The organism is Agrobacterium sp. LMR679, assembly GCF_027157905.1.
Taxonomy (GTDB): domain Bacteria; phylum Pseudomonadota; class Alphaproteobacteria; order Rhizobiales; family Rhizobiaceae; genus Agrobacterium; species Agrobacterium leguminum.
Genome location: NZ_JAPVOJ010000001.1, coordinates 299041 through 317987, shown reverse-complemented (window position 1 = coordinate 317987; position 18947 = coordinate 299041). Strand labels below are relative to the sequence as shown.

Here is an 18947-nt window from a genome sequence, read left to right as displayed (position 1 = left end):
GGAAATTGTGCAAGGAAAAACAGATGGCGCATATCGATCCTGCCGGCGGCTGGCTTCCACTGACGCAGCCGCAACTCGATTTCTGGGAGGAGTTTTCCTTCCATCCCGACGAGCCGGTTTCCACCGTCGCCCACTACATCGACCTTTCCGGTGCGGTGAATGAAGGCGCGCTCATCGAGGCGATCAAACGCACCGTGCGCGAATCCGAAGTCCTGTCGATCCGTTTCCGCATCGGCGACGACGGCGAGACGCCGCAGCAATGCTGCGACCCAAGCCATGCTCCGGTGGTGGAGCTTGTCGATCTTCGCGGCGATTCCGCCCCTCTGGAAGAAGCGCTGCGGCGCATGAACGCGGATGTGGAAGCAAGGCTCGATCTCAGAACCGACAGGCTCTCGGCGCAGCTGCTCTACCGTATCGCCGACGATCGTTACCTCTGGTATATCCGCGCCCATCATATCGTCGTTGATGGTTATGGCCTGACGCTGGTCGAGCAGCGCTGCGGCCAGCTTTACGGGCACTATTGCGGCAAGGGCGAAGCGGGTCCGGATTTCCACCCATTCGGCGATTTCCTTGCCGAAGAGGATGCCTATAAGCAAAGCCGGCGTTTTGAAAAGGACCGCGATTTTTGGGCGGCCTATCTCGCCGCACCCGCCGATCTGCCGGTGCTGGACAAGGATTGCGAGGACTATGGCGGCGGCGGCCTGCATACGGACGCGGCCTTGCCGCAGGGTTTCAGCACGCGGTTGCAACAGGTGGCGGGCGCAATGGAGATCGGCTGGCCGGACCTTCTGGTGCTGCTATCCGGCCTTTATCTCCACCGTGTCCTGCCACGGCCGGACCGCGATGTGCTGACATTGTGGCTGCCTTTCATGAGCCGCTGGGGCAGCGTCGGCGCGCATATGCCGGCCATGCTCGTCAATATTTTGCCCTTCCATCTCACCATCGAGCCGGGCGAGAGCCTCGGCGCATTTCTGACGCGCAACGCCGCCAATTTGCGAAAGCAGCGCCTGCATGGCCGCTACCGCATCGAGCAGATCGCCGCCGACCGTGAAATCCCGAAGGGCCGGCGCTTCTTCTTCTCGCCGCTCATCAATGTCCTGCCCTTCAGCGCGCCGGTCTTTGCCGGGCTTACCGTTGTCAGGCACATCCTTGCCAATGGTCCCGGCGACGGGTTCAACCTGACCTTCCGTGGCGAAGATGACGGCAGCGAGCTGAACCTGCATATCGATGCGGATTCAGCGCTGACGCAAGCGGAGGATTTCGCCCGTTACCGCGAGGAGCTGCCATTGTTCCTCGACGCCATGCTGCGCGAGGAGGCGCTGACGCTTGCGGCGGCGGAGGCGTCCACGGCATTCCGTCTGGCGGTTTGAGGGGGAAGGCCGATAACGCTTCCCCTATACTCCACGTCATCCTCGGCCTTGTGCCGAGGATCTAATCACGTCCAATAAGTCGAGGCGTTGCAGATGCTCGGGACAGGCCCGAGCATGACGGAGAAGGGCTTTCAGGATTTTGCCAACAAATTGAACCCGGCTCCGCTAAGGCGAAGCCGGGTTTTCCTTGCCCAATTCCAGCTCAGGCGAGTGTCGTCAGCACGCGGCTCGAAGCGCCGGCTTCGGCAAAGCGGCTGAAGACGCCGCTGGTGGTCTCGCGCAGCCGCTCGACGTCCTGCGGGCCGTAGCGATCCGAACGGTAGCTCATCAGCACGCGAATGGAGCGCTCGCCGCCGATCGTCTCTTCCATCACCTCGAATTGCAGCCCCAGCATGGATTCATGCTTGTCGGGGTCGATCTGGCGGAACTCCACCGGCTTGCCATCCGGCCCGGCAAGGGTGCCGTTCAGCTTGTTCTTGGCGTGGATCTGGATGAAGACCTCGAACAGATGGTCGCGGCCGGGCGTCATGCCCAGCGCTTCCTCGACGAGATCGATCGGGATTTCGCTGTGTTCCAGCGAGCCGTTGATGGTGTTCTTCACCGAGGAAATCAGGTCGCCGACGGTCATGGTCTCGCCGAAACGCACGCGATGGGCGACAACCGTGGTGAAATAGCCGATCGTATCGAAATAACCGCTATCGGTGCGGCCTGAAGCCGAGGTGCCGACCACGAGATCGCTCAACCCGCCGAGATGGCGCAGCGATGCGGCAATGGCGGCGTAAACCACGTTGAACAGCGATGCGCTGTTCTGCTTGGCAATGGCGTAAAGCCCGTCGCTGACATGTTTTTCCAGCTTGAATTCGATCCAGCCGCCCGCCGGTGCTTCGTCCTGCGGCGCCTCGTGCGGCGTGCCGCCCTGTCCGTTGAGGGTAAGGCCTTTCGGCGCATCCCGCAGCATATCGGTCCAATAGGCAAGGTGGCCGGTATTGACGCCTGACGCGACCTGTTTTCGTGCAAATTCATGGAAAGGCGCCGGCTTGGTGGCAAAGACCGGGGTCTTGCCCGCCGCCCTTGCCCGATAGGCCTCGGTCAGCTCGTCCATCATCAGGTTCACCGACCATTCGTCGAGCACGATGTGATGGAAGAGGAAGGAAAGCACCTGGCGGCCGGTCTGCGCATCCTTAAGGAAGCGCAGCCGCATCGGCAGTTCACGCGCAAGATCGAACCGCCAGCCGGCTTCCGCGTGCCGGTCCACACCTTGGCTTTCGTCGCTGGTCCAGAACCATTTGTAACCGGGCAGGTCGTGCATCGGCACGATCTTTTGCAGAACCGTATCGTTTTCGACGTAGAAATGGGTCCGCAGGCCGGGATGGCGCTCGATAATATCGAGGAAGGCGCATTCGAAGGCATTCTCATCCACGGGATCGAGGAAATCGAGCGCGAAGGGAATGTTGAAGATTTCGCCGAAGCCGAAAGCGGCATAGGCCTTCCAGAGCGACATCTGCGCCAGCGAAAGCGGTGCGGTGAGCGAGCCGCTCGCGGTCGCCTCGGCCTGCGCGGGTGCTGCGGTTTCGAGCCGGGTCGCCTGTTTTGCGAGCGAAGCGGCGGTCGGGTAGCTGAACAGATCGTTGAAGCGCAGCTCGATGCCGTGATTGCTGAGAAGACGTCCGATGATGCGCGTCGCAATCAGCGAATGGCCGCCGAAATCGAAGAAATCGTCATCCGGCCCCATGTCGGGCGAGACGAGCGCTTCACGGAATTCCGCAAGGATCGTTGCGACGGTGTCGTCGTCGTTCTGAACGGAAGCTGCGGGCGAAAGGGCTGTTGCCGCGGCGTTTTGAGGGACGATGCCGGAAAAATCCGCGCCGCCTTCGAGATGGCTGACGAAGCGCTCCAGCAGGAAGGCCGTCGCATGCGGCGATGTCTCCCTGCCGCCCGTCAATTCGAGACGGATATCGCCGACGGTTGTCGGACCGGCGGCAAGCGTCAGGCCGAGACCGGATTGCAGGGAGGGCAGGGGCAGGTGCTCAAACTGGAGCCCATGCTCCGATATGGCCTGAACGGGTGTCGCAAGCGCCTGAAGCGTGAAGGTGGCGGTTCCGCCTTCATTGTCGTTTCGCTGCTCCAGACCGGACAGCACGGCTTTTTCAGCCTGTTCGGGCGATTGGTCGCGGGAGATTGCTACCCGTGCCGCAGCCTCGGCTGACATCGGCATCGCAGCACCGGTACCGGGCTGCAGGCGCAAGGTTACGGTCTCGGGACCGCCGGTTTTTGCCAGGAAAAGGGCAAAACGCGATCCGGCGCGGGCCAGAAGCGCATTCGTCGCCGTGGAGCTGTTGAGGCCGAGCAGGGTGGCGGGAAGATCGACGCCGTGGCTATCGCTCGCCGGCCTGTCGATCCCGTTTTGCCGCAGCGCCACGACGGTCGAGCCGGAGGCCGGACGTTGCAGCCAGTCGAGCGGAAGCGGGTCGACACTGTCGCTTTCGACCGCGCGCGGCGAAAGCGGTTTCGGTGTCTCACCGGCATAGGCCGCCGTAATGCCTTCCAGCAGGATTTGCGGCGAAAGGACTTCGCCGAGCAGGCCGTGGACCAGAAATGCGAGCAGGATTTCTCCTTCGCTTAAGAGCACGACGGCCTGAAACGGCGGGTCGGTCTCGGCATCGAAGGGCCTTGCCTGCAGGTCGTGCAGCAAGGTCAGGGCCTCGCCCGCCGATGGAACATGCAGCAGTTGCACGATGGATGCGGACGGGGCCTCGATGCTCTTGGCAAGCGTGCCGTCCTCGCCGAAGGCAAAGCGTGCACGAAGCTCGGGCCAGACCTCGCAAACCGTCTTCAGCGCCGAAGTCAGACGCAGCAGATCGCACTCTTCACCGATGCGATAGGCGAGAAGGGCGCGGAAGACCTGATCGGGATCCTGAAACTGCTCGAACCAGACCCGTTCTTCGTATTGGCTCGGCGGGGCTGCATCCCCCCTGTCGAAAGTTTCTTCGATGCGACGTGCGAGCATACGCGTATTGTCTGCTGCCATGGTCCTCTCCTTGGAAATATTCGGGAATCGCGCTCCGGCGCGAAAAATGCTGTGTCGTGGGATCAACGTCCCGCGCGCGACCGTTCGATGAGCGCCTGCCAGGCGGCAAGCGTGGGCCGCCGGGCCAGATCGTCATAATCGAGCCGCGTTCCGGCAAGCTGTGAGAGCGGCGGCATCAGCCGCATGAGGGCAAGCGAATGAAGCCCGCGACCGAACAGGTTGTCCCCCGGTTCGATGTCGCGCACTTCATCGTCGAGAACCCTGGCGATAAGGGCCTTGAGTTCCGTCATCATCGTTTCCGCCTCCGGCATGGCGTCCGCCGCGATTGCCGGTTCATTCATCGAAATGATCGTGAACGCCGCTGGCGCCGCGCCGCCAGTAACCGGAAGCGCGAGTCCATTTGGGGTTGGCGCCGAATTCTTCGACCAGAAGGGCGCGAACCTCCTTTGCAGCCTTCGATTCGCAGGCGACCCAGCTGAAGAAATCGCCCTTCGGCAGGTCGAGCTTGCGCAGCGCGCCCACCAGCGCGTCGTGGTCGGTTCCGTTCTCCGTCTTCTGCGTCACCCAGACGATAGACGCATCCGCCTTGGTCGTGAGTTCCAGCCGGTCGGCATCCGTCTCGACCTCGATCAGCGCCACGACGCGCGTGCCATCAGGCATTTCCTCCAGCCGCCGCGCCAGCGCGGGAAGGCCGGTATCGTCGGCTATCAGCAGATGCCAATCGTAGGTGAAGGGAACGGTGAAAGAGCCGCGCGGACCGGCGATCCACGCTTTGTCACCCGCTTTGGCGGCTTTCGCCCAGTTGCTGGCGGGGCCGTCGTGATGGGTGGCGAAATCGATGGCGAGTTCGCCCTTTTCGGCGTCGAAGCTGCGCGGCGTGTAGTCGCGCGCCAGCGGGCGCGGCGCGCCTTCCGGGAATTCAATGCCGTTCGGGCCGATCACCGGCAGGCTCGGCTCCGTTTCGCCGGGCTGGGCAAAGAACATCTTGACGTGGTCGTCGAAACCGAGGCTCGCAAAGCCCTCCAGTTCCGGTCCGGTCAGGACGATGCGGACCGTGGACCGGCTGAGCTTTTCGACGCGCGCGACATTGAGCGCGCGCAGCGCGACGGCGTGGCGATGGCGTTTGGGAGTGCGGTCCGGAACGGGGGAATCCATGGTTTCTGGCATGCTCATGCTGTTGTCTTTCCTGGGATATCGCCGACGGGTTCGGCGGTCTCGCTGTCCCGGGTCGGCGTGCCGGACGATCGCGCGTTGGGAATCTCATCCGGCGCGATATTCCGGCGTCGTTGCGTCAAGATGCGCGAACCATAACAGGCGGTTTCGGCTCCGGCAATATAACTTTCTCCAAAAACTCAAGTTTATACCCGGCACATAAATCGTGCCGGGATTGGCTTTGGATAACGTCGTTCAGCGGCGGTCTGCCCAGCTTTCCACTTCATCCAGTGTGTGCAGGGCGCTCGGAATGGAAGGCGTCGTGACCCTGGTGGAATCGAGGAAAACGATCCTTTTCTCGCGCGCCGGTTTTACGAAACGCTCCCAGCCGGGAATGATCTTTTCAAGGGCGGCGCGTGTTCCCGCCTCACCGCGGGCGGGGCTGGTATAGCTGTTCATTACTACCAGCAGGTCGGGATTGAGCTTGCCGAAGGCGTCGGCACTCAGCGGCATCATCAGGGTCGAGCCCATTCCGCCCGAAGAGGCGGCGTTGTCGATCTTCAGGCGGGTATAACCCAGATCCTCCAATGCCTGCACCGCGCCGGACATGTCGCCCACCGCATTGATCTGGTCGGTCAGCAGGATTGCGAGATAGGTCTTGCCCTTGATATCGTCGCCCAGCGTCTTTTTGACGGCGGCGAGCTTCGTGTCATAGGTCTTCCGGCGCTCGGCAAAGATATCGCTTCGCCCGACCAGGGCGGCAAGGTTTTCTTCGACGCTGAAACCATAGGCATGGCCGGTGCTGACCTTTTGCAGATAGACGGGGGCGACGGTGGAGAGCTGTTCGGCCTTGCCGCCATCCATTTCCGTGGCGACGATCAGGTCCGGTTGCAGCGCCCGCAGTTTTTCGAGGTCGATCTGGCCGACCGCGCCGAAACCCTTCGGTTTCGTGCGGCCTTCACCGAGAACGGTGTCGACGAAGTCGACGGCGGTGGCGAATTTACCGTCGCTGTTGCGGCCATAGGCGCCGACCACATTGGCGTCGAGATCCATCAGCGGCACGCCGAGCAGCGGCTCGTGCATGACGACGATGCGCTGCGGCTTTTCCGGAACGGAGACGGTGCGGCTGGCGGCATCGGTCACGCTGCGCTCGGCGGCGAGACTCGTTCCGGCGGCCAGAAGTGCGGCGATGAGGATGGCAATTCGCATGGCATTCCCTTTATTCGATATCTTCAGTGGCTATTGGTTCTGCGCAGCGCCTGAAGGCGCAGCGTGAGGATGAAAAGCGGCACGCCGATCAGCGTCAGCGCAAGGCCGATCGGCATCGGCGTATCGGCCACCAGCCCGCGCGACAGCGTATCGGCGGTGACGACCAGAATGCCGCCGGTAAGCCCCGACAGGAAAAGCCTGGCGCGGCCGACGGCGGGCGAAACGAAGGTGGCGAGATGCGGGGCGATAACGCCGAGAAAGGTCAGCGGGCCGACGGCGGTAACCGAGGAGGCGCTGAGGATGACCGCAAAAACAATGACGAGCGGGCGCGAATGCCTGACGGTTTCACCGAGCGCCATGGCCATTTCATTGCCGAGATCGAAGACCGCGAGCGCCCGGCCGATGAGAAAAATGCCCACAAGGCTTGCGGCGAAGAGGGGCGCGAAAACGAAGATGGTCGCCCAGCTGGCCTGAAACAGCGAACCCGCCATCCAGTCGGCCAGCGACAGCGAGGCTTCGGCCGGCGTGTAAAGCAGAAGCACGGAGGAAACGGAGGAAAGCGCCGATTCAATTGCGATGCCCATCAGCAATATGGCAAGGCCGCTCGAGCGTTCCCGCCCGACGAGGGCGATGAGAAGAAAGGCGACGGCCAGGCCGCCACCGACGCCCGCGAGCGCCACCAGCGTCTTGGGTGCGGCCGGCACCAGCACCAGAAGCAGCATGATGGTGGTCATTGACCCTTGGCTGAGACCGAACAGGCCGGGATCGGCGAGCGGATTGCGGGCGACGGATTGCAGCATGGCGCCTGCCAGCGCCACGCTCCAGCCGGCCATGAAACCGAGCAGGATGCGCGGCAGCCGCACCGTCCACAGCGCATAGGCCTGATCGTCGCCGAGGTGCCCGCCGGCAAGCCCGCGCAGGAGATCGGCGAGGCCCGTTTCGGTATTGCCGAGGCTGACGGACAGGGCGGCGAGCGCCAATGCCAGCATTATCAGCGCAAGGCCGGCTTTCAGATTGCCGATGCCGATCTGCAGGCCGCTCGGCAGCCGCAGCACCGCTTTGCCGTCGGTGGCGAAATGCCGTTTCATGAAAGCCCCCTTCATGACAGCCCCCTTGCCGAAGGCGACAGATAGAAGCGCTTGACGATGACGATGAAAACGAGGCCGCCAAGCAGATCCATGAACAGCCCGGTATTGACCACATAGGGCGCAAACAGGGTTTGCGCGCCAAGATCGGCCAGCACGCAGAGGCCCGCGCCGACAAGCGCGGAGGCCGGCAGGCCAAGCGTGAAGTTCACCCCGACCAGCGGCCGGATCATGTGCGGCACGATGAGGCCGACAAAACCGATGGGGCCGCAGATCGCCACCGCCGAACCCGACGCCAGCATGGTGGCAAAGAGCGCGACCCGGGAAATTCGCGTGACATTCACACCGGCGGAGGCGGCCTTCTCCGCGCCCAGCAGAACCAGCGTCAGCGGCCGGGCGACCGCCCACAACATGACGAGCGCAATTGCGCCGATCCACCAGAAATCGAACAGGCGCTCGGCATAGACGTGGTTGATATTGCCGCCCACCCAGCTGAGGAACTCGGCGCGGCGTGTGGGGTTGGAGAGAAGCAGGGCGTTGGTCACGCCGATCAGCAGCATGGAAACCAGCGCGCCGGAAAGGATGAGCGACAGGCCGCGCGGATCGTTCGCCCGCCCCGCGAGACGCGCGACGACGAAGCAGGCGGCAAAACCGAAGCCGGCGCCCGCGAGCGCGGCAAGGCCCTGTATTTCCGGAGAGAAATCGAACACCAGCGCGCCGGCAATCACAAAAAGCGTCGCGCCGGCATTCAGCCCCAGGGTGGAGGGCGAGGCGAGGGGATTGCGCGCAAGCCCCTGCAGCACACAACCGCTGACGGCCGTCGTCGCCCCCACATAGATGGCAATCAGCGCGCGTGGGATCTGCTGATAGAGAAGCACCGACTGCTCATAGCTGTCGGCCTCGCCGCGCCAGAGCGTCGCCATGATTTCGGCCGGCGGCATGTCGCCGGACATGACAAGCAGATTGATGGCGAGGATGGCGGCCAGCAGCAGCGCGCCGGCGAAAATCAGCGTTATTTTCGGGGTCATGCCGGAATGGCCTGTTCCTGCCGCTCCAGCCGGGGCACGCAGATGAGCCGCCCCTGCCGGGAGAAGATATCCGCTTCGAGATCGAAGACCTCGGCGACATTTTCAGGCGTGACCGCTTTGGCAACCGGCCCGGACGCCAGAACCCGCCCGGCCTTCAGCATGATGACATCATCGGCGAAGGTGGAGGCAAGGTTGAGATCGTGCAGCACGACGATGACGGTCTTGCCATGCCTGTCCGTCAGTTCGCGCACGAGGCCGAGAACGGCATATTGATATTTCATGTCGAGATGATTGACCGGCTCGTCCATCAGGATCACGTCCGTATCCTGCGCCAGCACCATGGCGATGAAGGCGCGCTGGCGCTGGCCGCCGGAAAGCGTGTTGACCTGCGCTTTCGCCTTGTCTTCCAGCCCGACGGTCTTCAGCGCCTCGGCAAAAAGCGCGCGGTCGCGTTCGGTCGGGCCGCCCGCAAGGCCGTAACGGGCGTAACCGGCAAGCTCGATCAGCTCACCGAGCGTCATATAGTCAGGGCAATGGCACTCCTGCGGCAGATAGGCGATGCGCCGCGCCAGTTCGCGGCGTCCGATCTCGCCGATCGAGCGCTCGCCGAGCCTTATTGCCCCCGATGACAAAGGCACGAAACCCATGATGGTCTTCAACAGCGTCGACTTGCCGCAGCCATTGGGGCCGACCAGCGCGGTGACGCGGCCTGATCTGAAACGGGCGGAAAGCCCCCGCAGGACGGGAACATGTCCATAGCTGGCGTGAAGGTCCGTGGCGTCAAGCACCGGATACAACTCCTGTTATTCATGCACCCATGCGTCGAGACGCCGCACGGTCGTTATAAGTATTTGAATTTAAATATCGAACCCGTGGGAAAAGCATTTCTTTCCTGCAGGCGCGACGGTGTGGTCTTGAAGCGACACTAAACTATAGTAAAACTCTCCACAAATCGAAATTTGCCGATTCAACGTGCGGATTTCTTGCCGGTTATTTCAGTCGAGGTGCATCATGTCAGTCGCAGCCAAGCTTCATGTCGGCATGTCGCTGGCCCCAACCTGGCTCAGCGGCGAGGCATGGCGGCGCGCGGACAGCGATATAAACGGGGTGTTTTCCAGCGATTATTTCGTCGATCTGGCGCAGCGTGCGGAGGCCGCGCATGTGGATTTCGTGTTTCGGCCGGATACGCTTTTTCTGCGCACCGAGGGGCTGGAGACCGGCGGCGGATTTGCGAGCATGGACCCGACCATGCTTCTTGCGGCCATTGCGCGGGAAACCAGCCATGTCGGGCTGTTGTCCACCGTTTCGACCACATTTCTGCCGCCCTATGTGGTGGCCCGCCAGATCCAGTCGCTGAACTGGCTGAGCAATGGCAGGGCGGGGTGGAATATCGTCACGGCGCTTGAGGGGCACGAAAATTTCGGCCTGAAAGAGATGCCTTCGCCGCAGGAGCGTTACGAGCGCGCCGCCGAATTCACGCAGGTGGTGAAGGCGCTATGGTCGAGTTTTCCGAATGAAGCTCTCAAACTCGACCGGGAAAGCGGGCGGTTCGCCGATTCCTCACTGGTGCATCCGGTGGCGCATGAGGGCAGGCACTTCAGCGTCAAAGGCCCGCTCAACCTGCCGTCCCATGCCAGCCGCATTCCGCTGGTGCAGGCGGGCGCCTCTCCCGAGGGCCGTGATTTCGCCTCGTCGGTGGCCGACGCTGTTTTTGCCTCGACGCCGGACATGCAGGCGGCCATCGAACTCAGGGCGGATTTGCGGCGGCGTGCCGAGGGCCACGGCCGCAACCCCGACGGCGTGAAGCTGATGCCGGGCCTCAGCCTCTACCTTGCGGAGACTGGCAGGGAGGCGCTGGAACTCTTTGCGGAGACCCACGCCCGCGCCAACCGCACCCGCGCCTTTGCCTCCATTCGCGATATGACGGGTCTTGACCTCACGGACTGGCCGCTCACGCGGATCGTTACCGCCTCCGACCTGCCGCCGCCGCCGGAGACACCGAGAAGCCGCACCCATGCCGGCCTGCTGCGCCGGCTGATTGAGCGGGAGACGCTGAGTGTCGCGGAATTATTGCGGCGTCCGGAAGTGATGGGGTCGGGCCATTGGCAGATCATCGGCACCGTTGAAGATGCCCTTGAGGCCATCCGCGAATGGGCGGCTGCCGGTGCTATCGACGGTTTCGTCGCGGTGCCCGGCGGTTCGGTGGCGTCCATGCGGTTGGTGCTGGAGCGGCTGTTGCCGAAGCTCGCCGATGCCGGGCTTTTCCGCACGGCCTATTCCGGCCGCACCTTTGCGGAGCATCTGGCCGAATAGGCTTACGCGCCGCCGGATTCGGCCGTCGCCTGTCTGGCGGCTTCGATCAGCCGGGAAAAATGCCGTTCGGTCTCGGCGGTGGCCACGAAGGATACGGTGGTGACGACACAACAGAGTTCGCCCTGGGCGTCGAAAACCGGTGCGGCCTTGCCGGTCAGGGCGGAGAACAGATGTTCATTGAGTTCCGCGCCACCGGCTTCGCGGATGGTTTCCAGAATGCCGGCATCGGGACGGGAGCCGCGAAAGGCGGCCGGTTGCAGCCTGCGCACGGCGGCTATCCTGTCCGGCGGCAGGTAGGCCTGAAAAACCAGCCCGCAGGCGCTGTTGTCCAGCGGCAGAACATCGCCGAGCGCCACGGTGCTGATGGAAAAGCTGGCGCTTCTCGCCCACCGCACCACGGTCGGGCCGCGCTCGGTCCAGATCGCCACGCCGCAGCTGGCACCGATCCTGGAGGCAAGCGCATTCATCTGGCGGCCGGCGGTTTCGACCGGATTGATTCGCCTGAGCGCGCTGATGCCTATTCCGAGCGCTGCGGGTCCGAGATCGTAACTGCCGCTTGCGGGGTCCTGTACCACCAGCCCCTCCCGCACGAGGCTTTGCATGTAGCGATGCGCGGTGGAGCGGCCGGTGCCGGCGCGTTTGGCCAGTTCGCCAAGTGCCAGCGCGCTGTCCGATCTGGCGAGAAGATTGAGGAAACGCGCCGCGATCGACACCGACTGAATGAGGGCAGAGCGCTTTTCGCCCTCGTTTTCCGGCAGATTGTCCGAATCGTCACCCATGGCGTTCAAGCGCGTTCTCCCCGTTTTGTTGAGCATGCCTAACGCATCGGGCCGGAAATCGGAATCGATTTCTGCGGACGGAACTATGCTGTTCCCTTTCGAAACGCTGCGGGTGCGCAAGCGGCGGTCGGTAAACTTTGTTGTAAATATGGCACATCCCGTTACGGAAGCCTTTTTGTCCGCAATACAGAACGCATTCTCTATTGCGAAACGGATAACGCTTCCGTTACTTGAATATGACTTTAATACTCATGTTTATTAGGGGTGTGTGATGGGGTTTAGCTCTAACGGTCGTTTGATGAGCGGGGTCAGCGCTCTGACGCTGGTGACATTGTTTGTGACGCCGGTTCTCGGTCAGGATCAGCAGGCAGCGACGGCGGGCACCACCGTCCTGAAGCCGATCGTCGTGACCGGTGAAAAAGTGGCGCGCGACATGAAGAACACGGCGTCGTCCGTCTCAGTCATATCCGGTGATAAAATCAAGAAGGAAAAGACCGGCGACCCGACCGTATCGGAAGCGATCAAGGATATTCCGAACGTCGTTTATACCGACAATGTCAGCGCCCCGATCATTCGCGGACAGGATACGCAGGGACCGAATACCGGCTCCATCGCCTTCTTCACCGGCACGGTGCCGCGCGCGACGATCAATGTCGACGGCCATTATCTCGGTTATAACGAGTTCATCTATGGCGCGAGCTCCATCTGGGATGTCGAAAGCATCGAGGTGTTCCGCGGCCCGCAGACCACCTCGCAGGGCGCCAACGCCATTGCCGGCGCGATCCTCGTCAACACCAAGGACCCGACCTTTACGCCCGAAGCCAGCTATCAGGCGGAAATCGGCAATTATCACCAGAAGCGCGGTTCCTTCGCCTTTTCCGGTCCGCTGATCGAGGATGAGCTGGCGGCACGCATGGCGATCGATTATTCCGGCCGCGATACCTTCATCGACTACATCAATTCCGCATTCGCCCATGAGGGCACGGACCAGAACTTCAAGGAGTTCAACGGTCGCTTCAAGCTTTTGTGGGAACCGTCGGAAATTCCCGGTCTTTCGACGAAGCTCACCTATTCCTATAACGCCTCCAACCGGCCGAGCCAGGAAGCGGCGTCGCGCCCCTTCGAGGATCTCAACCACGTCACCACGACGATGCCGAATTTCAGCCAGTACACCAATACTGGCATTCTCGACATCAATTACGATTTCGAAAACGGCGTAAAACTGTTCAACCAGACACAGTTCTCCTCGTCCATCGCCAAACGCCGGGTCGGCATTGCGAATACGGGTGATGCCGATATCGACCTGAAAAACACGTCCCATGAAACACGCGTGACCTTCGGTGATCAGGAAGACGTGCTGAGCGGTGTCGCGGGTATTTATTACGCACATACGAAAGCCGACGAGGTGCTTTATCTGCGCGGAACCTCGCGCTTCAACGATACCAAGGACAATCTCGGCCTCTTCAGCGAGTTGAGCTATCGCCTGACCGATCAATGGACCCTGACGGGTGGTCTGCGCTACCAGCAGGACCAGATTCAGCGCGCCGGTTACCGGACGCTGAGCGCCACCAGCAGAAGCTCGGTCAATTATGACGAAACCTTCTCGGAAATCCTGCCCAAGGCGTCGCTGGCCTATGCCATCAATGACGACTGGACGGTGGGCGGCCTGATCAGCCGCGGTTACAATCCCGGCGGCGTCGCATTCGATCTGACGACCAGCAAATGGCGCACCTTCGACAAGGAAACCATCTGGAACTACGAGCTGTTCACCCGCGCCAGCCTGCTGGACGATACGCTGACGGTGAACGGTAACCTGTTCTACATGGACATGAAGAACGCTCAGTTTAACGTACCGGTCGTCGTCTCCACGGGCATCAGCGAATCCTACACGGTCAATGCCGAAGAAGCTCATGCTTACGGTCTGGAAATCGGCGTGGATTATCAGGTTCTCGACAATTTGACGCTGAAGGCCAGCGCCGGTCTGCTGAAGACGAAAATCGATGAGATCTCCAGCAATGCCGCCTATGTCGGCAAGGAATTCGCCAAGTCGCCGGGTTACAGCTTCACCATCGGCGCAAGCTGGGACGTGACGGACAAGTTCACTGTTTCTGGCCAGGTGCGCCATCTCGACGGCTATTATTCCGACACGGATAACAAGGCCGTTTATGCAATCGATCCCTATACGATTGCGGATGTGCGGGCGAGCTACAAGTTCCAGGAGGAGCTTGAATTTTACGCCTACGTCAAGAACGTCTTCGATGAGCGCGCACCGACGCTGATGAAGGAAAACCGCGGCATTGGCGGCATCGAGGCGAGCATGACCGAACCGCGCATGTTTGGCGTCGGTATTCGCGGCACGTTCTGAGCGATTGCCGGATTTGAAAAGCAAAAGGCCTTCGAAGCGATCTTCGAAGGCCTTTTTGATGAAACGACGCCGAGAAAGCCTCAGAAAAACGCCTGAATGCCCGTCTGCGCCCGGCCGAGGATCAGCGCGTGGACGTCGTGCGTGCCCTCATAGGTATTGACCGTTTCGAGGTTCTGGGCGTGGCGCATAACGTGATATTCGATCTGGATACCGTTACCGCCATGCATGTCGCGGGCCTGGCGGGCGATATCCAGCGCCTTGCCGCAATTGTTGCGCTTGATGATGGAGATCATTTCCGGCGCCATCTTATGCTCGTCCATCAGTTGGCCGACGCGGAGCGATGCCTGAAGGCCGAGGGCGATTTCGGTCTGCATGTCGGCGAGCTTCTTCTGGTAAAGCTGCATGCCGGCAAGCGGCTTGCCGAACTGCTTGCGGTCGAGACCATATTGCCGGGCGCGGAACCAGCAATCTTCCGCAGCACCCATGACACCCCAGGAAATGCCATAACGGGCGCGATTGAGGCAACCGAACGGGCCTTTCAGGCCGGAAACATTGGGCAGCAGCGCGTCTTCGCCCACTTCCACGCCGTCCAGAACGATCTCGCCGGTGATGGAGGCGCGCAGCGAGAGCTTGCCGCCGATCTTGGGAGCGGAGAGGCCCTTCATGCCCTTTTCCAGCACGAAGCCGCGGATCTGGTTGTCATGGGCTTCCGATTTCGCCCAGACGACGAAGACATCGGCGATTGGCGCATTGGAAATCCACATTTTCGAACCGCGCAGACGATAGCCGCCGGCGATCTTTTCAGCGCGGGTCTTCATGCCGCCGGGATCGGAGCCGGCATCCGGCTCGGTCAGGCCGAAACAGCCGATCAGTTCACCCGAGACGAGGCCGGGCAGGTATTTCTTCTTCTGCTCGTCCGAGCCATAGGCGAAGATCGGATGGATGACGAGCGAGGACTGCACGCTCATCATCGAGCGGTATCCGCTGTCGATCCGCTCCACTTCGCGGGCGACGAGGCCGTAAGCCACATAGCTGGCATTGGCCGCGCCGTATTCTTCCGGCAGGGTGACGCCGAGCAGGCCGGTGCGGCCCATCAGGCGGAACAGTTCCGGTTCGGTGGTCTCGGAAAGATAGGCCTCGGAGACACGCGGCAAGAGTTCCGATTTGCCGAAGGCGGCGGCGGCGTCGCGGATCATCCGCTCGTCGTCGGTCAGTTGGTCTTCGAGCAGAAAAGGGTCCTGCCAATTGAATGCTGCGTGTTCGCTCACGTGATGCCTCCGGATTTGCTGGCCGGATTATTGGTATTCGAGCCAGTCGGCACAAGCCATGTTTACTCATTTTTGCATTACATATAGTAATGGCTCATGACGTCTCTCAGCCGCAAACTTCTGCCCTCCACCAGCGCGCTCGCCGCCTTCGATTCCGTGGCCCGGCTCGGCAGCTTTTCCGCCGCCGCCGATGAGCTTGCCCTGACGCAGGGGGCGATCAGCCGGCAGGTTATGTCACTGGAAGAACAGCTTGGCGTGCGCCTGTTCGAACGCGGCGCACGCGGCGTGGCGCTGACGACCGAGGGCCGCGCCTATGCAAAATCGATTGCCTCCGCCCTTGGCGAGATACGCTCCGCGTCGCTGCAGATCATGACCAAAACGCATGGCAATACGCTGAACCTCGCCATGCTGCCCACCTTCGGCACCCGCTGGCTTCTGCCGCGTATCCCGGATTTCGTGGCGAACCACCCTGAAATCACCATCAATTTCGCCACCCGCATCGGGCAATTCGATTTTGAGCGCGAGCAGCTCGATATGGCGATCCATATCGGTCAGGCCGACTGGCCGGGTGCGGAAAGCACGTTCCTGATGCATGAAATGGTTGCGCCGGTGTGCAGCCCGCAATTCCTCAGCGCCCATCCCGTGGAAAAGGGGGAAGACATCGCCGCCCTGCCGCTGCTGCACATGGCCTCGCGGCCGGGCGCATGGGGTCACTGGTTCGAAAGCCTCGGCCTGTCGCTCGCCCTGCCGCAGGGTATGCGCTTCGAACAATTTTCCAGCGTGGCCCAGGCCTGCATCGCCGGGCTTGGCGTGGCGCTCATGCCGCTTTTCCTGATCGATAACGAGCTGAAATCGAAGCAACTGGTAAAGGCCTTCGATCATCAGGCCAGGAGCCCCAGCTCCTATTATGCAGTAGCGCCGCTTTCGCGCGCCAACCACGTTCCCGTCGTGCTGTTTCGTGACTGGCTGGTACGGCAGGTGGAGGCATACCGCGCAGCGAACAGCGAAGCCCCATAAAAATAATCGCACTTTTTTCGGGCAGTTAGACTTTATGCCCGGGTTTTCGCCGATTTTGCCCTCCTCCGGACTCGACAGGGCAGCCTTGCTCGATTATCGTGATTAAACGTTTAATCAGCCCTTCCGGACCATCATGGCGTCGTCACGGCCTGCCACCAATCTGAGCGCGATAGCAGCGGCACTCGGCGTGTCGGTTGCAACCGTGTCCAATGCGCTGTCGGGCAAGGGCCGCGTTTCGCCGGAGCTGGTGGAGCGCATTCGCAAGACGGCAAGCGAGCTGGGCTATGTGCCGAGCTCGGCGGGCAGGGCGCTGCGCACCGGCAGAAGCGGTGTTCTGGGGCTGGTGCTGCCCGATATTGCCAATCCTCTCTTTCCGCAGATCGCGCAGGCCATCGAAAAGGCGGCCGTCACTGCCGGTTACGGCGTGCTGATCGCCGACTCGCGCGGTGAAATCGCCATGCAGACGGATGCGATCAACCGGCTGATCGAGCGCGGTGTGGATGGCATGGTCATCGTTCCCCGTCGCGGCACGCGCATTGCCGATGTCGATTGTCCCGTCGCGGTGATCGACAGCCCCTCGACGCCCGGCAACACGGTCGCCGCCGACCATTGGGATGGCGGCCGGCGGGTGGGCGAATATCTGGCCGGGCTTGGCCATCGCAAGGTGGTGCTGGTGGGCAAGAACCGCGATTCCAACGTGCAGAACGACCGTCTCGGCGGTATTCGCGACGGTCTTGGCAAGGCGTGCGTGACGCAGACGCTCTGGGTGGACGCCATTGAACAGGCGGGCGGCGCGGGTTGTCGGCTTGGTCTTGCAGAGAAGGTTGCAGAAGGTTTCACCGCCTTTGCCGCCGTGTCCGATCTGCATGCGCTGCGCGTGCTCACCGAATTGCAGCGCGAGGGCATCGAGGTGCCGGAAGAGGCCAGTGTCACCGGCTTCGACGATCTCATCTTTTCCGCCGTGGTCACCCCGCCCTTGACGACCATGCGCATGGATATGGGCCGCATCGCCGATCTCGCGGTCGGCGCGCTGCTGCGCGCGATAGACGGCGCGGGCGAAAACGGCGTCGCCGTCGATGTGACGGCGGACATCTCGAAAGTACCGATGGCGCTGATCATGCGCGGCTCCACCGGCAAGGCAAAGCATGATGCGATTGAAGCCAAAAAAACGACAGCAGGAGAACTCACACCATGAAAAAGATCATTCTTGCATCGGGCGCCGCCCTGATGTTGACGATGGGCGCCGCTGAGGCGCAGGACAAGACGCTGACGATTTCTGTCTACGCCTTCGCGCAGGACGAATTCAAGGAACTGGTCTATACGCCGTTCGAAAAGCAATGCGGCTGCAAGCTGGTCGTCGAGACCGGCAACAGCGTCGAGCGTCTGGCCAAGATGGAGGCCAACAAGGCCAGTCCAGTGGTCGATCTCGCCATCGTTTCCATGGCGGATGCGCTGTCGGCCACCCGCAAGGACCTGATCCAGAAGATCGACGCGTCCAAGGTTCCGAATATCGAAAAGCTCTATGATATCGCCAAGGATCCGAATGGCGACGGCATGAGCGTCGGCGTCAATTTCTATGCCACCTCCATCGTTTACCGCACCGACAAGATGAAGATCGACAGCTGGGCCGATCTTTTGAAGGACGGCATTGTCGACCACGTCGCCTTCCCGAATGTCACCACCAATCAGGGCCCGCCGGCGCTTTATATGCTCGGCAAGGCCATCGGCAAGGATACGCCTGATCTTTCCGGCGCCATCGAGGCCGTGGGCGAGAAGAAGGACGATATCGTCACTTTCTACGTCAAGTCCTCGCAGCTCGTACAGCTCATGCAGCAGGAAGAAATCTGGGCAGCGCCCATCGGCCGCTTCTCCTGGGCGCCTTTCACCAAGCTCGATCTGCCGCTTGCCTGGGCAACGCCCAAGGAAGGCCAGACAGGCGGCATGAATGTGCTCGTGGTGCCGAAGGGCACGAAGAACGAAGATCTGGCGTTGCAGTTCATGGATTTCTGGCTCTCGACCGACGTTCAGAAGGCGCTGGCCGAAAAGCTGGTGGACAGCCCGACCAACAGGGAAGTCAAGGTTTCCGACGAGGTGGCGAACAACATCACCTATGGCGACGAAACCGCAAAAAGCCTGCAGCTCATTCCTTCCGACGTGACGCTGGATAACCGCGACAAGTGGCTGTCGGAGTGGAATTCCAAGGTCGGCCAGTAAGTCCTTCACTGTTTGGAATGGGGCACTGAACGTCCGTCAGGGCGGCTACATTCCCGGAAAAGCGGTTCGGTCGTCCCCTGACCGCTTTTCCACCCTTTTGATCGTAGGCCGGCGCGTCT

Annotated in this window: 15 protein-coding genes; 6 read left to right on the top strand and 9 right to left on the bottom strand. The window is 61.7% G+C overall.

Annotated features, from left to right (window positions below; translation table 11 throughout):
- Positions 1-23: 23 nt before the first annotated feature.
- On the top strand, positions 24-1370 hold the full coding sequence (locus O3W47_RS01435) for a condensation domain-containing protein (RefSeq protein WP_269312764.1): 1347 nt from the start codon (positions 24-26) through the stop codon (positions 1368-1370).
- 202 nt (positions 1371-1572) lie between these two features.
- Here O3W47_RS01435 and O3W47_RS01430 read toward each other — a convergent pair whose 3' ends face one another.
- The 7 genes from O3W47_RS01430 to O3W47_RS01400 all read right to left on the bottom strand — a co-directional run bounded on the left by O3W47_RS01430 (position 1573) and on the right by O3W47_RS01400 (position 9669).
- Positions 1573-4398 carry a condensation domain-containing protein gene (locus O3W47_RS01430; RefSeq protein ID WP_269312763.1) on the bottom strand — a complete coding sequence of 942 codons (2826 nt, stop codon included), beginning with the start codon at positions 4396-4398 and terminating at the stop codon, positions 1573-1575.
- A gap of 62 nt (positions 4399-4460) precedes the next feature.
- The gene (locus O3W47_RS01425; RefSeq protein WP_174022290.1) at positions 4461-4739 is read right to left on the bottom strand and encodes a phosphopantetheine-binding protein; all 279 of its coding nucleotides are present in this window, start codon (positions 4737-4739) and stop codon (positions 4461-4463) included.
- The gene (locus tag O3W47_RS01420; protein ID WP_269312762.1) at positions 4732-5571 is read right to left on the bottom strand and encodes a siderophore-interacting protein; all 840 of its coding nucleotides are present in this window, start codon (positions 5569-5571) and stop codon (positions 4732-4734) included. Before O3W47_RS01420 ends, O3W47_RS01425 begins: the two co-directional genes overlap by 8 nt.
- A gap of 234 nt (positions 5572-5805) precedes the next feature.
- On the bottom strand, positions 5806-6759 hold the full coding sequence (locus tag O3W47_RS01415) for an ABC transporter substrate-binding protein (protein WP_269312761.1): 954 nt from the start codon (positions 6757-6759) through the stop codon (positions 5806-5808).
- Between the two features lie 23 nt (positions 6760-6782).
- Positions 6783-7847, bottom strand: a complete 1065-nt coding sequence (locus O3W47_RS01410) for a FecCD family ABC transporter permease (protein WP_269312760.1) — start codon at positions 7845-7847, stop codon at positions 6783-6785.
- Between the two features lie 11 nt (positions 7848-7858).
- Positions 7859-8872, bottom strand: coding sequence for a FecCD family ABC transporter permease (locus tag O3W47_RS01405; RefSeq protein WP_269312759.1), 1014 nt, complete (start codon positions 8870-8872; stop codon positions 7859-7861).
- Entirely contained in the window at positions 8869-9669 is an 801-nt protein-coding gene (locus tag O3W47_RS01400) for an ABC transporter ATP-binding protein (RefSeq protein WP_135399628.1), read from the bottom strand. The genes O3W47_RS01405 and O3W47_RS01400 overlap by 4 nt, the downstream gene beginning before the upstream one ends.
- A gap of 214 nt (positions 9670-9883) precedes the next feature.
- Between O3W47_RS01400 and O3W47_RS01395 the strand changes: the two genes are divergently transcribed.
- Positions 9884-11185, top strand: coding sequence for an NtaA/DmoA family FMN-dependent monooxygenase (locus O3W47_RS01395; protein WP_269312758.1), 1302 nt, complete (start codon positions 9884-9886; stop codon positions 11183-11185).
- A gap of 2 nt (positions 11186-11187) precedes the next feature.
- Here O3W47_RS01395 and O3W47_RS01390 read toward each other — a convergent pair whose 3' ends face one another.
- Positions 11188-11964 carry an IclR family transcriptional regulator gene (locus tag O3W47_RS01390; RefSeq protein ID WP_269313696.1) on the bottom strand — a complete coding sequence of 259 codons (777 nt, stop codon included), beginning with the start codon at positions 11962-11964 and terminating at the stop codon, positions 11188-11190.
- A gap of 298 nt (positions 11965-12262) precedes the next feature.
- Between O3W47_RS01390 and O3W47_RS01385 the strand changes: the two genes are divergently transcribed.
- Entirely contained in the window at positions 12263-14329 is a 2067-nt protein-coding gene (locus O3W47_RS01385) for a TonB-dependent receptor (protein WP_269312757.1), read from the top strand.
- An 80-nt stretch (positions 14330-14409) separates the two neighbouring features.
- Here O3W47_RS01385 and O3W47_RS01380 read toward each other — a convergent pair whose 3' ends face one another.
- Positions 14410-15597, bottom strand: coding sequence for an acyl-CoA dehydrogenase (locus tag O3W47_RS01380; RefSeq protein WP_135399624.1), 1188 nt, complete (start codon positions 15595-15597; stop codon positions 14410-14412).
- Positions 15598-15693: 96 nt separating this feature from the next.
- Here O3W47_RS01380 and O3W47_RS01375 point away from each other — a divergent pair, with 96 nt between their 5' ends.
- The 3 genes from O3W47_RS01375 (at position 15694) to O3W47_RS01365 (ending at position 18828) form a co-directional block, all read left to right on the top strand.
- Positions 15694-16614 (top strand): LysR family transcriptional regulator, encoded by a 921-nt coding sequence (locus tag O3W47_RS01375; protein WP_269312756.1) that lies wholly within the window; start codon positions 15694-15696, stop codon positions 16612-16614.
- Between the two features lie 133 nt (positions 16615-16747).
- Positions 16748-17809, top strand: a complete 1062-nt coding sequence (locus tag O3W47_RS01370) for a LacI family DNA-binding transcriptional regulator (RefSeq protein ID WP_269312755.1) — start codon at positions 16748-16750, stop codon at positions 17807-17809.
- Complete coding sequence (locus O3W47_RS01365) at positions 17806-18828, top strand: ABC transporter substrate-binding protein (RefSeq protein WP_135399621.1); 1023 nt, start codon at positions 17806-17808, stop codon at positions 18826-18828. Before O3W47_RS01370 ends, O3W47_RS01365 begins: the two co-directional genes overlap by 4 nt.
- The last annotated feature ends 119 nt before the right edge of the window (positions 18829-18947 follow it).

Coding starts and splice junctions, on each gene's coding strand:
- O3W47_RS01370 (WP_269312755.1), top strand. CDS start 16,748: ATGGCGTCGTCACGGCCTGCCACCAATCTGAGCGCGATAGCAGCGGCA.
- O3W47_RS01405 (WP_269312759.1), bottom strand. CDS start 8,872: ATGACCCCGAAAATAACGCTGATTTTCGCCGGCGCGCTGCTGCTGGCC.
- O3W47_RS01420 (WP_269312762.1), bottom strand. CDS start 5,571: ATGAGCATGCCAGAAACCATGGATTCCCCCGTTCCGGACCGCACTCCC.
- O3W47_RS01425 (WP_174022290.1), bottom strand. CDS start 4,739: ATGAATGAACCGGCAATCGCGGCGGACGCCATGCCGGAGGCGGAAACG.
- O3W47_RS01390 (WP_269313696.1), bottom strand. CDS start 11,964: ATGGGTGACGATTCGGACAATCTGCCGGAAAACGAGGGCGAAAAGCGC.
- O3W47_RS01385 (WP_269312757.1), top strand. CDS start 12,263: ATGAGCGGGGTCAGCGCTCTGACGCTGGTGACATTGTTTGTGACGCCG.
- O3W47_RS01410 (WP_269312760.1), bottom strand. CDS start 7,847: ATGAAACGGCATTTCGCCACCGACGGCAAAGCGGTGCTGCGGCTGCCG.
- O3W47_RS01365 (WP_135399621.1), top strand. CDS start 17,806: ATGAAAAAGATCATTCTTGCATCGGGCGCCGCCCTGATGTTGACGATG.
- O3W47_RS01395 (WP_269312758.1), top strand. CDS start 9,884: ATGTCAGTCGCAGCCAAGCTTCATGTCGGCATGTCGCTGGCCCCAACC.
- O3W47_RS01430 (WP_269312763.1), bottom strand. CDS start 4,398: ATGGCAGCAGACAATACGCGTATGCTCGCACGTCGCATCGAAGAAACT.
- O3W47_RS01415 (WP_269312761.1), bottom strand. CDS start 6,759: ATGCGAATTGCCATCCTCATCGCCGCACTTCTGGCCGCCGGAACGAGT.
- O3W47_RS01375 (WP_269312756.1), top strand. CDS start 15,694: ATGACGTCTCTCAGCCGCAAACTTCTGCCCTCCACCAGCGCGCTCGCC.
- O3W47_RS01435 (WP_269312764.1), top strand. CDS start 24: ATGGCGCATATCGATCCTGCCGGCGGCTGGCTTCCACTGACGCAGCCG.